General features: G+C 60.0%; 10 protein-coding genes. 5 read left to right on the forward strand and 5 right to left on the reverse strand.

Annotated elements, in window-relative coordinates; translation table 11 throughout:
• The first annotated feature begins 40 nt into the window (after positions 1-40).
• The 3 genes from dctP (at position 41) to KUV41_RS07315 (ending at position 4,288) form a co-directional block, all read left to right on the forward strand.
• Positions 41-1,222 (forward strand): TRAP transporter substrate-binding protein DctP, encoded by a 1,182-nt coding sequence (gene dctP, locus KUV41_RS07305; protein ID WP_224908082.1) that lies wholly within the window; start codon positions 41-43, stop codon positions 1,220-1,222.
• A gap of 136 nt (positions 1,223-1,358) precedes the next feature.
• Positions 1,359-3,554, forward strand: coding sequence for a TRAP transporter large permease subunit (locus KUV41_RS07310; protein ID WP_206939699.1), 2,196 nt, complete (start codon positions 1,359-1,361; stop codon positions 3,552-3,554).
• Positions 3,555-3,898: 344 nt separating this feature from the next.
• Complete coding sequence (locus tag KUV41_RS07315; RefSeq protein WP_206939697.1) at positions 3,899-4,288, forward strand: DUF4168 domain-containing protein; 390 nt, start codon at positions 3,899-3,901, stop codon at positions 4,286-4,288.
• Between the two features lie 76 nt (positions 4,289-4,364).
• Here the strand turns inward: KUV41_RS07315 and KUV41_RS07320 are convergent, their stop codons facing one another.
• Together KUV41_RS07320 and KUV41_RS07325 are read right to left on the reverse strand one after the other, a co-directional pair.
• Entirely contained in the window at positions 4,365-5,606 is a 1,242-nt protein-coding gene (locus KUV41_RS07320; RefSeq protein ID WP_206939695.1) for an MFS transporter, read from the reverse strand.
• Between the two features lie 21 nt (positions 5,607-5,627).
• Positions 5,628-6,791 (reverse strand): M20 family metallopeptidase, encoded by a 1,164-nt coding sequence (locus KUV41_RS07325; protein WP_206939693.1) that lies wholly within the window; start codon positions 6,789-6,791, stop codon positions 5,628-5,630.
• A 1,023-nt stretch (positions 6,792-7,814) separates the two neighbouring features.
• Between KUV41_RS07325 and KUV41_RS07330 the strand changes: the two genes are divergently transcribed.
• Positions 7,815-9,713, forward strand: a complete 1,899-nt coding sequence (locus tag KUV41_RS07330) for a DUF294 nucleotidyltransferase-like domain-containing protein (RefSeq protein ID WP_206939691.1) — start codon at positions 7,815-7,817, stop codon at positions 9,711-9,713.
• Between the two features lie 6 nt (positions 9,714-9,719).
• Positions 9,720-10,442 carry a 3'-5' exonuclease gene (locus KUV41_RS07335; protein WP_206939689.1) on the forward strand — a complete coding sequence of 241 codons (723 nt, stop codon included), beginning with the start codon at positions 9,720-9,722 and terminating at the stop codon, positions 10,440-10,442.
• Here KUV41_RS07335 and KUV41_RS07340 read toward each other — a convergent pair.
• From KUV41_RS07340 to KUV41_RS07350, 3 genes are all read right to left on the reverse strand, one after another.
• The gene (locus tag KUV41_RS07340; RefSeq protein ID WP_222483536.1) at positions 10,403-12,094 is read right to left on the reverse strand and encodes an ArnT family glycosyltransferase; all 1,692 of its coding nucleotides are present in this window, start codon (positions 12,092-12,094) and stop codon (positions 10,403-10,405) included. The genes KUV41_RS07335 and KUV41_RS07340 overlap by 40 nt on opposite strands.
• A 153-nt stretch (positions 12,095-12,247) precedes the next feature.
• A complete protein-coding gene (locus tag KUV41_RS07345; protein WP_206939685.1) occupies positions 12,248-13,918 on the reverse strand; it encodes a BCCT family transporter in 1,671 nt (556 codons plus the stop codon).
• 321 nt (positions 13,919-14,239) lie between these two features.
• Entirely contained in the window at positions 14,240-15,094 is an 855-nt protein-coding gene (locus KUV41_RS07350; RefSeq protein ID WP_206939683.1) for a glycine betaine ABC transporter substrate-binding protein, read from the reverse strand.
• Between the last annotated feature and the right edge of the window lie 36 nt (positions 15,095-15,130).

Genomic DNA, 15,130 nt, shown 5'->3' on the forward strand with positions numbered 1-15,130 from the left:
CCGCCGACCCTCGGCGTGCCGATCCACCTGGAGTTTTGCCATGTCTCCGATCGACAAGTCCCGGCAAGATCAGCCTGGCATGTCTACGACACCTCTCGATACCCATGCGGCCGCTGCCAGTCCTGTGACGCCGGATCGCCGCCGCTTCCTCAAGGCTGCGGCGGTGGGCTCTGCCGCTGCGGTGGCGGCTCCCTGGGTCGGCAATGTGCAGGCTCAGCAGGGCATTCGCATCCGCATGCAATCGTCCTGGCAGCCAGGGACGACCGGCTATCGCATCTTCGAACAATGGGCTAACGGTGTGGCCGAGGCCACCAGTGGTGAAGTGACGATCGAGCCCTTTCCTGCCGGCGCCGTCGCCGGCGCCTTCGAGGTAGCCGATGCGGTTCGCAATGGGGTGCTCGATGGACAGAACTGGTTCACCGTCTACTGGCCAGGAAAGATGCCGGCTGGGGTGTTTCTGACGGCCTACCCCATGGGCCTGTCCGTGCCTCACCAGTGGGACATGATGTTCGGCGCCTACGGCGGCTTCGGTATTGCCAAGGATCTTTACCGCAAACAGGGTCAGGAACTGCTGGGCTACGTGCACCACGACCTCAACCTGATTCACTCCAAGGTGCCGTTGAGAAGCTTCGACGACTTCGCTGGGGTCAAGATCCGCATGCCCGGTGGCATCGTCGCCGAAACCTTCGCCAAGATCGGCGCCCGTACCACGCTGCTGCCTGGCTCAGAGGTCTATCCTGCCCTCGAGAAGGGGACGATTGATGCGGCGGATTACACCGGTGCGGCGGTCAACTTCGAGCTGGGCTTCTGGCAGGTGACCGACTACATCATCATGGGCCCGCCTTCGACGCCCTGTCTGCACCAGGCGGTCGACCTCATGGACATCGCGGTCAACCGCCGCGTCTACGAGCGCATGTCCGATCAGACCAAGGACCTGATGCACGACCTGGTCGCTGCCTACTCCCGCGAGCACTACGCCGCCATCCAGAAGGCCAACGCCGAGGCCTGGCCGAAGTATCGCGAGAAGGGTGTCGAGATCATCCACCTGTCAGAAGAGGATGCCGACCGCTTCCGCGATGCCGCGATCCCGCTGTGGTTCGAATGGGCCAACAAGGATCCGGATGCGGCGAAGCTGTTCCGCGCCCACCTCAACACCATGCTCGACCCGGCGGTGGCCCTGATCACCGAAGAAGACATCAAGGATTTCGAGCTCAACGCTTGAGGACAATCGCGACGCTGGGGCGCCAGCGTCGCGAGTACCTTTGAATGACTGACGTGCCGCCCGGGACTGCCCGATCGGCTTCGATGAATGGTCCGTGGTCGCCTGCAGTAAGCCGGCGGCCTGCGGAGGAGCGTCAATGAATCTTCAGATCGATTTCGTTCTGCCTCACTGGCTGTACTGGTCGGTGTTGGCGGGGTTGCCGCTGGTCGTGATGCTGTTGGTGGACAGAAGTTTTCGCCGCGGCGGTCAGGTCAGCGGCAGTGATACGGCCGAGACGCCTGTGTCGTCGGAGCAGGCTGACTATGTGCCGCCGGGAAATGCGCTGACGGCGGGTATCGACCGCATCTCGGGGTTCGCCGGTCGCTATGTGGCTTACTGGTCGCTGATCGCCCCCTTTGTCTTCACCTACGAAGTGCTGATGCGCTATGCCTTCAACTCGCCGACCAACTGGGCGCATGAGTCGATGACCCTGATGTTCGGCATGCAATACCTGCTGGCGGGCGCCTTCGCCCTGCGTGAAGGTGGGCATGTACGAGTCGATATCCTCTACCAGCGGGCGGCGCCGCTCAACAAGGCAGCGCTGGACCTGGTCACCTCGATTTTCTTCTTTATCTTCACCCTGGCGCTACTGACCACCGGGTGGCGCTTCTTCTCACAGTCGGTCAGTGATGTCTGGTGGTTTGGAGACAGTTACGCCAATGAGGTGTCCTTCACCGAATGGGCCGTACAGTATTATCCGGTCAAGTTCATGCTGTTCCTGGGGGCATTGCTGTTGCTGCTGCAGGGCATCGCGCAGCTGATTCGCGATATGCAGTCCTACGCCCATCACCGCCAGAGCCACGCCGGTAGCCGGACCTTTGCTGCCGTACTGGTGGGGCTGGCTCTGCTGCTGGGTGCCTACACGCTGTATGAAGTGGTCAACATCGCTCTGACCGACTATGAAAGCCTGGCGATGAGCCTGGAGAATGCCCTGGCCACCGTCGGCATCGGCGAGCTGACGTTACTGATGTTCGGCACCTTGATGGTGGTCCTGGTGGCCGGGTTGCCGCTGGCCTTCGTCACCGGTGGGCTCGGTGTCGTCTTCCTGTATCTGGTGGGCGATCAGCACATGCTGAACCTGATGCCATCGCGGATCTTCCCGATGATGACCAATTACCAGCTGTCGGCCATCCCGCTGTTTATCTTCATGGCGGCGGTACTGGAGAAAGCGGGCATCATCGAAGAGCTGTTCGATGTGGTCTACAAGTGGATGGGGGGCCTCAAGGCCGGGCTGGCCATCGCCACCATCATTGCCTCCACCTTGCTGGCCGCCATGGTCGGTGTGATAGGCGCCGCCGTTGTGACGATGGGGCTGATCGCCTTGCCGGCGATGCTCAAGCGCAACTATCAGCCCGAGATAGCGCTGGGCTCGATCATGGCCGGCGGCACCCTGGGCATTCTGATCCCTCCCTCGATCCTGGCGATCATCTACGGCGTCATCGCCCAGCAGTCCGTAGGCGAGCTCTATCTCGGCTCGCTGATTCCTGGTCTCCTGCTGGCGGGCATGTACGCCTTCTATTGCTGGATGCGGGGTACCTTGAACATCAAGGTGGCACCGCCGATGCCGGTGGAAGATCGCGTGTCCAGCGCCGAGAAGCTGAGGCTGTTGCGCAATATGCTGGCGCCCATCGCGCTGGTGATGTTGGTACTCGGGATCATCTTCACCGGCGTCGCCACGCCGGTGGAAGCGGCCGGTATCGGAACCTTCGGTGCCTTGCTGGTGGCGGCACTGCATAAGCGCCTGACCTGGCCCAATCTGCACGCCGCCTGCATGACGACTTTGGTGGCCACGGCGATGGTGATGTGGATCATCTTCGGCGCCAGCATCTTTGTTGGCTTCTACATCCTGCAGGGGGGCCAGACCTTCGTGCAGGACCTGATCGCCGGCGCTGGGCTCGGTCCTTACGCGGTACTGGCGTTGATGATGGTGTTGCTGGTGGCGCTGGGCATGTTCCTGGATTGGGTCGGTATCCTGCTGTTGGCGGTGCCAATCTTCGTGCCGCTGATCAAGGGGCTCGACTTTACCGGGGTGCTGGGGCTGCCTGGCGTAGATCCCGCCGATGTGTCGCTGTGGTTCGGGGTCATCTATCTGGTCAACATGCAGATGTCATTTCTGAGTCCTCCCTTTGGCTATGCGCTGTTCTACATCAAGGGCGTGTGTCCTCCCCATATCACCATGGGGCAGATTTTCCGCTCATCCTTCCCGTTCCTGGCTCTGCAGGCCTTGGGGCTGTTGCTGGTCATCCTGTTCCCGGCGCTGGTGACCTGGCTACCCAACCTGGCTTACGGATAGCGCCGGCTAGGCCAACGCTTCTCCCCTGTCGCCGGAGCATCCGGTGGCAGGGGAGACAGTGCTTGGCTTGCTAGCCGCAGGCGCGAGTGTCGGCACATCCGCGCCGGCACGGCTGAGTCGCTGCCCCCACCACGTAGTGACAGAAACCGCGAGAAGTGTCCGCTATTCTGCACTTCACCTGACGCACCGTTGGCGTACCATGGGGTCAGCTCTTCACGCTGATGTCGCTCGCTGGAGACAGCTGGCTTGCATTCCGTAACACGATCGTGGGGAACCGATGCGAACGTGTGTCGTCACAATGGGCGAGCGATTGACGAATTCTCAATGACCTCCTGGAGGACTTCATGCAACGATTCACTGCCCTGATTACTGCCGCACTGCTCTCCGCCGGTCTGATGAGCGCCACGGCCCACGCTCAAGACGCCAGCGCACAGGCATCGTCCAGCGCCGACGTGGAAGCAGCAGTACAGGCACAGAACTTCTCTGACGCCGAACTGCAGAAGTTTGCCGATGCGTCCAAGGAGATCGCCACGATTTCTCAGGATTACACCCAGCGCCTGCAAGAGGCCGAGGACCAGCAGGCCCAGCAGGATGTGCGCACCGAGGCCAACCAGAAGATGGTCGAGGCCGTACAGCAAAGCGGGCTCGAGGTGGAGAAGTTCAATGCCATCGGCCAGGCCATTCAGCAGAATCCTGACATGATGAAGCGCGTTCAGGAGATGGCGCAGTCCTGATAGGTGACTGTCCATAGAGACGCCCCCTCCGGCTTTCCGCCGGAGGGGGCGTCTTCGTTTTGGGGGCAGCCTTACGTCAGTGGCTGACCTGGAGGGCCAGCTTTCTTGCTCTGGCGCTGATGGTGAATGACGCAATCATTCCCAGGACGCTGACCAAGGCCAGGGTGAGGAAGATATTGTGGTAGCCAAGCGCCTTGTCCAGATCTAGCCAGTGGCCGAAAAGCGTCGCTGAGAACAGGTCGGGAGAGAACCCAATCACCGAAGCAATGCCTGCAGCGGTAGCCATCAGAGATGCCGGGATCTTGGTTTCACTGGCGATGGAGAACACGATGCCGTAGAGCGACAAGCTGAAGATGCCTGGCAGCAGGGAATAGAGGCTGACCATGGTCGAACTGGCATTTTCTGGCATGTAGATCACGCCGGTGTAGAGCAGGGCAAGGATCGCGAAAAGTACCACGAACCAGCGGCTGGTCGACTTGAACACCTTGTCGGCGATAAGACCACTGACGGGAGCGAGTATATAGAATACGTAGGTTCTGAAGATGGTAAGAATGCCAGACTGCTCAGGAGAGACCCCATAGATGTCGGTCAGATAAGGCGTAAAGTAGACGTTGCTGGAGAAAATCATGAAGGCGGCAAAGATAATGACCGAGAAGATCCAGAGCACTGGGCTCTTGAGCAGGACCACGATCTGCGAGCTATCAAAGTTATTGGTAACAAGGTTGCGGGACGCCTCGCGATCCTCCTTGATGAGGAACCAGACGACGGCTGCTGCAATCGTGGTACTGATGCCGTAAATCATGACAACGTAGAAGAATTGCTGCGACATGTCGTCCGAGAAGCCTAGTACCCACACAGCAATGCCATTGATGGCCGCGCCGAAGAGTCCGTTGCCCATGTAGTAAAGTCCATACATGAACCCTTGTTCTTTTTCTCCCCCGATCAGGCGAATCGTTTTCATGAGGGCACCCCAGAAAACAAACACGGTAGAGAACGATAGCAGGAACCAGATGGCCAGACTGATGCCATAGCCCATGTTGAAGGCGTAGATGAAGGTCAGTATTGACGTCGAGAGTAGCGATAAAATAATACAGCGCTTGGTGGAGCTCTTATCTGCCAGAATACCCCCAGGGATCATCAGCAGGGTGGTGCCCACCGTATAGATAGTGGTCAGTAGGCCAATTTGCTGATTGCTGATATCCATCGCCGCAATCTGGTAATCGTAGAATACATACCTGATGTAGGGAATGAGATAGATGGTCGCCCCGGCCGATGATAGCGCCAGTATCTGTAGATACTTAAATAGCCTTGAGTTCATGGGTATTCTCTGCAGATGGATTTACTTGAGGAGAGAAGAAGCATAATCGACAAGAAACGCCACGCCGTTGATCAGGCCGGCTTCTTGCATATCGAATTTCGAATGGTGTAGCGGATACTGTCCCTCACCTTTTCCGATGCCGATGAAGCCAAAGCACCCCGGAACTTTCTGGAGATATTCCGAGAAGTCTTCACCCGCCATGGAGGGCGCGACTGAGACAAGTGCGGACGCTCCAAGTGTATTGATGACGGACTGCTGTGCCAGCGATGAAAAGTGTTCGTCATTCTCGACGAATGGTGCTCCATAGAGGTATTCAATCTCGTAGGTTGCGCCGAACGATGAGGTAACACCCTGCACGATGGTTTCAATACGCTGCTTTATGGTGTCTCTCGTGTCATTGGAGAAGTAGCGACATGTGCCCTTGAGGTGGACGGTATCGGGAATAGCGTTGTGAGCGACTCCGCCATTGACCGCGCACACGCTGACCACGGTGGGAAGGAAGGGATCAACCTGTCTGCTGCAGATACTCTGAAGGCTGGTAATGACATGCGCTGAAATCAATACAGGGTCGATGGTCTGGTGAGGCATGGATCCATGGCCGCTGCTTCCTACGATTGTGATATCGAAGAAGTCGGCTTCTGCCATGCGCGGACCGCTATCGACAGAGATGGTGCCGACGGGAATATCTGGCCACACATGTAGTCCAGCAATGGCAGTCATATCTTCAAAAAAATCGCTTCTTTCGGCCACGATCTTCTGAGCGGCGCCCTCAAGCTCTTCATCAGGCTGGAAGATAAGTTTGGCTGTTCCTTTGAACGTGTCTCTGTTCTCCGACAGGAACTTGGCAGCAGTCAGTAGCATGGCGATATGGCCGTCGTGGCCGCATGCATGCATCACCCCTTGGTTTTTTGAGGAAAATGAGACGCCAGAGGCTTCCGTGACTGGCAGTGCATCAATGTCTGCACGAAGGCCAAGAACGACATCCCCAGGTTGACCTTCAATGGTTGCCAGTATTCCAGTACCACACACCTCCTTTTCATAGGAGATGTTTAATTTGTCGAGCTCATGACAAATACGCTCTGCCGTTTTAAATTCCTGCTGGCTCAGTTCTGGGTTTTCGTGGAAATGCTGACGTAGATCAATGGTGTATCTGGCGTTCTCTTTCGCAAACTCTAAAGGTGTCATGCTGATGCCTTCTGGATAGGAATTTAACTTCCGCTTATACGCGATGCGTTTTTTCGCGGAGCTGCTAGAGGTGTTGTCGATTAATATTTTTTAATAGCGCGTTCTTGTTTGCAATAAAAATGCATGGCGGTTTCGGATGAAAAATTGACATTCCTCTATGGAAAAGGCATTTGCTTCTGTTTCTACACGAACTGCTTGTATATGAGATGATTCACCATAATGACCTTTTTACGTATTTCGGCTTTTCACTTGTTTTTTTAAGGACTGCCTGAGGAAAGCGCTCGCTGTACCAGACGAGGTAACGCTTTAGACTTACGAATTGTCCTGGGTAGATAAAAGCGGTGTTAGGAGCTGCAGTAAGAGCTGTGCTGGGAACTATGTCAGGTTCTTGATGTCGAGCCGCTTGCATGTGCTGCAAGTGAGAACTCTGCTCGTGTCACGCCCTGAGTTATTCATGTCAGTGCGGTGAAGAAAACACGCTGTGATCGAAACACTTGATAGGCATCCGTCATGCTTCACGCTGCCTGCGCTATATCCGCCATACTCGCCATACTCTGGCCAGTGTGCAGCGCACGCTGGTATTGCGGTGGGCTCGGGGTAGAGACGTTCCATGACAGGGGTCTGGCCATTCCGTGAAGTCCTGACATGATGAAGCGCGTTCAGGAGATGGCACCGACCTGGTCGGTTGCCCATGGGGATCACGCCAGGCGAACTGGGTGAACGCTCCCCGCTGACTATCCGGGTCAGCGGGTCTTTTGTGTGAGATGCTGTTGTGACCAGCCTCTTAGCACCCAGTGAGAGGACTGCACGCCTCTCCGGTCCAGTCGCACTATCGTGATGAATCCGCTGACGGGGCAGGAGGGCGTCGAGATCGTCGTGATCGAGCCCTTCGCCCTGGACCCACGGCTGCATCCTCCCGCCGAGTGAGCAAACGCTTTACAGCCATTGCCATGGCCCGCATCCTTTCTGCATGAGAGCGCCGAGCATGTAGCGCGCCTGTACCGGCACCGCGCGGAGGACACCATGGAAGCGGAACTGTTGGAAATCAGCCAGCACATGGGGCGCTTCCCGCCCTTTGATGGCCTCACGGATGAGCTGCTGGATGAGGTGGCGAGCCAGGTACAGGTCAGCTATTTCAAGGCGGGCTCGACGATTCTCGAGCTCGATGCGGTGCACGAGGAGTTCTGCTACATCCGCAGTGGCGCGGTGGAGGTCTCGCGCCGCAACGGTGAGCTTTACAACCTGCTTGGCGAGGGCGATATCTTTGGCCATTTCAGCCTGTTGCGCCACAGCAGAGTTCGCTTTCCCGCCAAGGCGCTGGAAGACAGTCTGATCTACTTCATTCCCGAGGCCATGTTCCATCGGCTGTGCGAGGCCGATGAAGCCTTCTCTGACTTTGTCGAGGTGGATCGCCCCCGGCTCGAGACGGCGGTCGAAAGCCAGCGCAAGAACAACGACATGATGGTGACGCGGATCCGCAAGCTGCTGACCCGCTATCCCGTGATGGTGGAGGCCCGTGCAACGGTGCAACACGCGGCCCGCCAGATCAGCGATTTCCAGGCGTCCGCCGTGCTGGTGCTGGACAAGCCCGGGGACAATCCCCGCTATACCTTCAAGGACAGCGAGGGCACCTACTGGCAAGTGACCGGGATCCTCACCGACAGCGATTTTCGTACCAAGGTGGTCGCCGAGGGGCTGTCACCGGATACCCCGGTAGGGGAGGTGGCGGGTCGTCGGCTGATCGCGATACAGTCCGATGAGTCGGTGCAGGAAGCGATGCTGTGCATGTTGCGTAACAACATCCATCATCTGCCGGTCATGCATCGGCGCTCACCGGTGGGCATCGTGCATCTGTCCGATATCATTCGCTACGAGACCCAGAGCAGCCTATATCTGGTGAGCAATATCTTTCACCAGCCATCGGTGGAGAGTCTGGCCAAGCTGGCCCCCGACGTGCAGGCAGCGTTCGTGCGGATGGTGCATGATGGCGCCGACTCGCAGATGGTGGGCAAGGCGCTGTCGACCATCGGTCGCAGCTTTACCCGGCGCCTTTTGGAAATGGCGGAAGAGGAGTTGGGGCCGCCACCGGTTCCTTACTGCTTCATGGCGCTGGGTTCCATGGCGCGCAACGAGCAGAGCATTGTCACCGACCAGGATAACGCCCTGGTTCTCTCCGACGACTTCGACCCGGCGCTACATGACGAGTACTTCGCCACCATGGCCAAACGCGTCAGTGATGGCCTTGCCGCCTGCGGGTACACCTACTGCAAGGGCGACGTGATGGCCACCAATCCCAAGTGGCGTCAGCCCTTGGCGGTATGGAAGCGCTATTTCACGCAGTGGATCGAGCAGCCCTCGCCGGAGGGGCTGTTGCACAGCTCCATCTTCTTCGACCTGGATACCGTGCATGGCGACAACCCGCTGGTGGAAGCCTTGCAGGACCTGGTGGCTACCAAGGCATCACAGCACAAGCGCTTCCTGGCCGCCATGGCGCGCAATGCCCTCAACCGTACGCCGCCACTTGGCTTCTTTCGGACGTTTGTGATGGAGAAGGACGGCAAGCACAACAACTCGATCAACTTGAAGCGCCGGGGCACCGCTCCCATGGTCGATCTGATTCGTATCCATGCCCTGGCCTGTGGGTCCCGTGCCCAGAACAGCTTCGATCGACTCGATGACATCGACCGCACTCAGCTGCTGGCGCCTGGCGTCAGTGACCGGCTGCGCTACGCGCTGGAGTTTCTGTCGATGTCGCGGATTCGCCATCAGGTCATCGATCTCGAGCATGAGCAGCAGCCGGATAACAACATCGAGCCCGAAAACGTGTCCAGCGAAGAGCGCCATCACCTGAAGGATGCCTTCCAGGCGCTCAGCAATGCCCAGAAGTTTCTCAAGTTTCGCTACCCGATGACGCACAGGTAGGCGGCCATGCCACTCCTTCGACCCAAGACACGCTCGGCCCCTGACTGGCACGACTACCTGGTGGCCCGGCGCCAGCAGAGTCGTCAGCGTGCCCTGGTGGACTTCTTTGCTGGTGCGGATCTGTCCCCGATCCTGCCCGTGCAGGAGGCCCCGCTGATGGCCCTGGATCTGGAAACCACTGGGCTGGACCCCAAGCGAGACGAGATCGTGTCGATTGGCCTGGTACCGTTCTCACTGTCACGGATTCGTCTGTCGGAGCGACGCTACTGGGTGGTCAGGCCGCACCGCACGCTCAAGGCCGAATCGGTCACCTTCCATCACATCACCCACGCCGATATCCAGGGAGCACCGCGCATCGAAGAGGTGCTCGAGGAGGTCTTCGAGGCGATGGCCGGGCACCTGCTGGTGGTGCACTATCGCCACATCGAAAGGGCCTTTCTGCAGGCTGCCGTGCAGGCTAAGTGGCAGGAGACTCTGAGTTTTCCGGTCATCGACACCATGTCCCTGGAGGCGAGAATCCATCGGCAATCACTGATGGCGCGCTTTCGACGCTGGATGGGGCGGCCGCCGGCCTCCATCCGCCTGCATGACAGCCGGGTGCGCTATGGCCTGCCTCACTACCACGGACATCATGCCTTGACCGATGCCATCGCCACGGCCGAGCTGCTGCAGGCCCAGGTCGCCGGCAACTACGCTCCGGAAACGCCCATCGGAATGCTCTGGAGCTGAGCCTTGCTCCTCCTGCCAGATAGCAGCGGAGGGTTAGCCTCAGTCTCGCTGGCTGAGCGTTCGTCCGGTGCCAGCTTCAGCAGGCGATAGGTTTTTCCTCGATAGGGTTGATAGAGGACGGCGGTGGCATTCTCGGGTAGCGGCAGTTGGTCATCACTGGTGACGACGAGACCGTCTGGATGGGCTGCCCACCAGCGATCCACCTCGTCATCGGCCAGTTCGATCAATGGCCGTTCCAGCCGGCCAAGATACTGGAACTGGTCCGCGTAGCGCCCGGCATAGGCAAGGGGGGCATCGCTGGTCTCGAGCTGATGGAGCCGCAGGGCCAGCGGCGAAAGATCATATCGCTGCGTCAGCAGTGGACTGGTGCTGACCAGCAGGCAGGTCAGGGTGACCGGCCACACCAGCAGGGCCAGGCGCGAAGAGCGTTGAGGAGCAGCGATCATGGCCAGCAGCAGGGGAACCAGCGCTAGCGCGCGATAGCCATTGTGAACAGGCGCAACGCCTCCCAGTGTCTGCAAAAGCTCCGGCATGACCAGCAGCAGCGGGACTGCCAGCCATGGCATCTGTCGTAGCCATCTGCCGTGGCTTGCCAGCAGTGGCTGACCCTTGTTAGGCAAGCCCAGGCTGATCCACAGCGCAGCGAAGGGCAGTGTCGGGATCAGGTAGTGCGCCTGCTTGCCGCTGATCAGGCTCAGTACAAGGACCGCTGGCAGCACGCCGAGCAGAGCCAGGCGGGCCAGTCGGGACGTCAGTCGGGGACGCCACCACAACGATGTCATCGACCAGGGAAACAGCGCCAGCGGGATTAGCGGCAGGTACCAGTACCAGGGGCGGGCGTGGGCAAAGGAATGACTGACCCTGCCGGCAAACTGGCCCCACAGGATGTCATGGGCATAGTCGGCTCCACCGGCCTGTGCCGCGGGCAAGGCCCAGGCCAGGCCCATGGCCAGGCCGATTGTCCCAGCGCCACAGAGTGCCATCGCGCTGGCGCCAAGTGAGCGCGGCGACCACCAGCCCATTCCCAGCGCCAGCGGCAGCCAATACAGCAGTATCACCGGCCCCTTGGCCAGCAATCCGAGTCCCAGCCCCACGCCGCTCATCACTACCCAACCTGTCCCCCCGTATCGCGCTAGGCCGACCAGGCCGAGCACTGCCAGCAGCAGGCAGGTAGTCAGCAGAATGTCGAACATCGATAGCGGCAAAAAGACCGACCAGAGCGTCATGCCCAGCAGTAGCCCGGGAGCCCAGCGCGCCTGTGCGACGCTTTGCGGGAATCCGACGCGAACAATGGCCGCCAGCAGGGGATAGCTCAGCAGACCTACCAAGGGCACCGCAAGGCGCCCGACCGGGTCGTCGGTGCCGAAGATCGCCCAGGCCAGATGAATGACCCAGAACAGCAGGGGCGGCTTGTGGGCATAGGGCTCGCCATTGAGCTGGGGTACCAGCCAAAGGTGGCGCTGCCACATTTCCCAGGCAACACCCAGATAGCGGGTCTCGTCGATGGGCATCAACGGGGTAGACGCCACGCGCACGATGATCAGCAACGCTGCCGCCAGCATCACCGTGGTCAATGGTGTCAAATGGGGCAGGGGTAGCTTGGACAGGGAGTGCTTAGACAGGGATCGCTTAAGCAACGTCAGCTTGGACATGACAGGGCTCCATCAACGGATGCCCGTCACCCTAGACGACAAACCTTAGCAGAGGCTTATCCGGCAGGAGGGTGCTGCTTTTCAGGCGGCCATAACGACCATCGGCGGCCACAAGGCCGCCGACGGTAGATGATGCGAAGCTGTCAGGCCGAATCAGACGGCCTTGGGCTCGCTCATCAGGCCCTTGATGATGGCGTAACTGGCCACCAGCAGCACCAGCGTGAACGGCAGACCGGTCGACACGGCTGCCGCCTGCAGCGCTGTCAGGCCACCACCCAGCAGCAGGGCAATGGCAATGGCGCCTTCGATCAGTGCCCAGAACACGCGCTGCGGCTTGGGGGCATCGACCTTGCCACCTGCGGTGATCGAGTCAATGACCAGAGAGCCGGAGTCGGACGAGGTCACGAAGAACACGATGACCAGCACGATGCCGATGAACGACGTGATCGACGCCAGCGGCAGCTCGCCCAACATGGCGAACAGCTTCAGCTCCAGTGCGGCATCCTGCACACCCTGGAAGCCATCGGTGATGTACTGCTCGATGGCGGTGCCGCCGAACGACGTCATCCACAGCACCGAGACCAGGGTCGGTACCAGCAGCACGGCCGTCAGGAACTCGCGCACGGTGCGGCCACGGCTGACACGGGCGATGAACATGCCGACGAACGGTGACCAGGAGATCCACCAGGCCCAGTAGAAGGCAGTCCAGCCCTGCACGAAGTTGGCGTCTTCACGGCCGAAGGGGTTGGACAGTGCTGGCAGTTCAGCCAGGTAGTGCCCCAGGTTGGAGAAGAAGCCGGTGGCAATCGCCAGGGTCGGGCCAACGATGATCACGAAGGCCAGCAGCAGGAACGCCAGCACCATGTTGACCTGGGACAGACGCTGTACGCCCTTGTCGACGCCCAGCATGATGGAGCAGAGCGCCACGCCAGTGATCGCGACAATCAGCAGCACCATGGTGGTGTCGGTGTTCGGTGTGCCAAACAGCTCGTTGAGGCCGGCGGCTGCCTGGGAGGCACCGAGACCCAGCGAGGTCGCCAGACCGAACAAGGTGGCGAACACCGCCAGGATGTCGATCAGGTGTCCAGGCCAGCCCCACACGCGTTCACCCAGAATCGGGTAGAACACGGAGCGCATGGTCAGCGGCAGGCCCTTGTTGAACGAAAAGATGGCCAGGGACAGGCCGACAATGGCGTAGGCTGCCCAGGGGTGGAGCCCCCAGTGGAAGATGGTAGCGGCCATGCCCAGGTTGACGGCGGCCTGTTCATCGCCAGCGGCGCCGCCAAGAGGCGCCCAGTCAGTGCGAATACCGTTGTCACCGACGGTCGTGCCACCCAGCGCCGTCGAGAAGTGCGACATCGGCTCGGACACGCCGTAGAACATCAGGCCGATGCCCATGCCGGCGGCGAACAGCATGGCGAACCAGCCCATGTAACTGTAGTCAGGTGTCGCGTGAGCACCACCGATACGGACCTTGCCCAGAGGGGTGAAGATCAGCCCCAGCGACAGCAGCACGAAGACGTTGCCGCCCAGCAGGAAGACCCACGACAGGTTGCTGGTCAGCCAACCGCGGATGCCGTTGAAGAACGGCTCGGCGCTGGTCTGGAAGGCCAGGGTCAGGATAACGAACACCAGAATCAGCAGCGATGAGACGGAGAAGACCTTGCCGTGCAGGTCGACGTCCACGCCGAAGGATTTGGTGACGATATTGTCCTGACCGATGACGTAATCGGTATCGATCAGATTGGCGGGCCCGTCCGGGGCCGGTACCCCCTCGCTGCCGGTATCGGCGCTCGAGGGCTTGTGGTTAGGGTCTGTTTCCACGTGCGATCTCCCTTGCGTTTGAAGATGAGGTGCAAAGTGTTGCTGCCGTCAAGCCATGCTGCTGTCACTCGTTGCTCGTTTGTTGTGCCAGTCTGTTGGCCGTGCCTGCCTGAAGTGTGGCCTGTCTGAAGGCGCTTGCCAGCGGCATCTTCAACGGCAGGGGCCGAGGACGCGCTGCCAATGCTGCCACAAGCATGTCACATTCCGCGGCTGTAGAGCGTTCCCGCGACGACAGCGTGGAGGACATCAACGACAGCAGGGGCGCCCTGGGGCACCCCTGAAAACGGCCGCGTCGGAGTGACGCAACACGGTAAAGTGGGCTCAGGCTTCGCCCAGCCACTCCTTGACGACGTCCGGATGGTTCTCGACCCACTGCTTGGCATTTTCATAGGGGTCGGCGTCGTCTTCCTGATTCATCAGCATGACTTCGCCCATCATTTCCGGGGTCCACTCGAAGTTTTCGAGAATCGAGTAGGCCTCCGGCATGTCGTCCTCGAGCCCCTGGCGAACGATGGTGTGAATCTGCTCGGCACCGCCGTAGACGCCCTGCGGGTCGTCGAGATACTTGAGATCCCAGCGAGCGAACATCCAGTGCGGTGTCCAGGAGGTCACCACGATGGGCTCGCCGCGGTCGATGGCACTGCCCAGTGCCGCCGTCATCGTGGCGCCGCTGCCAGTGCGCAGGTCCAGATCGAGATCATAGGCATCGACCACTTCCTCGGTCAGGCGCATCAGGCCCGCGCCGGGATCGATACCAATGATCTCGCCATTGAATTCGTCAGCGTGGTCGTTCAGCTCGTCAATGGAGCTGATATCCGCGTCCGCCGGGACCACCAGGCCGAGCTTGGTGCCGTCGAGGTTGACCCCAGCATCGACCAGTTGGTCCTTGAGGCGAGCGTAGTAGTCCTCATGGGTGGTCGGCAGCCAGCCGGCCAGCAGTGCATCAGCGTCGCCGCTGGCGACGGACTGCCACATGGCGGCGGCGGACAGGGCGGACGTTTCGACCTCGTAGCCGGCCTGTTCCAGTACGGCACGAACCACGTTGGTAGAGGCGACAGTGGAGGACCACTCCACGTAGGCCAGGTGCACGGAGCCCTTGTCCTGAGCGTTCACGCCAGTGGCGACGGCGCTGACGGCTAGCGCCAGGCCGAGGGTACGGGTTGCCTTCAGTGACATGCTGTGACTCTCCTTGCGATGAGTGAAACAGGTTCC

Origin of the sequence: Halomonas sp. DP8Y7-1, assembly GCF_019801685.1 — a bacterium.
Classification (GTDB): Bacteria; Pseudomonadota; Gammaproteobacteria; order Pseudomonadales; family Halomonadaceae; genus Halomonas; species Halomonas litopenaei_A.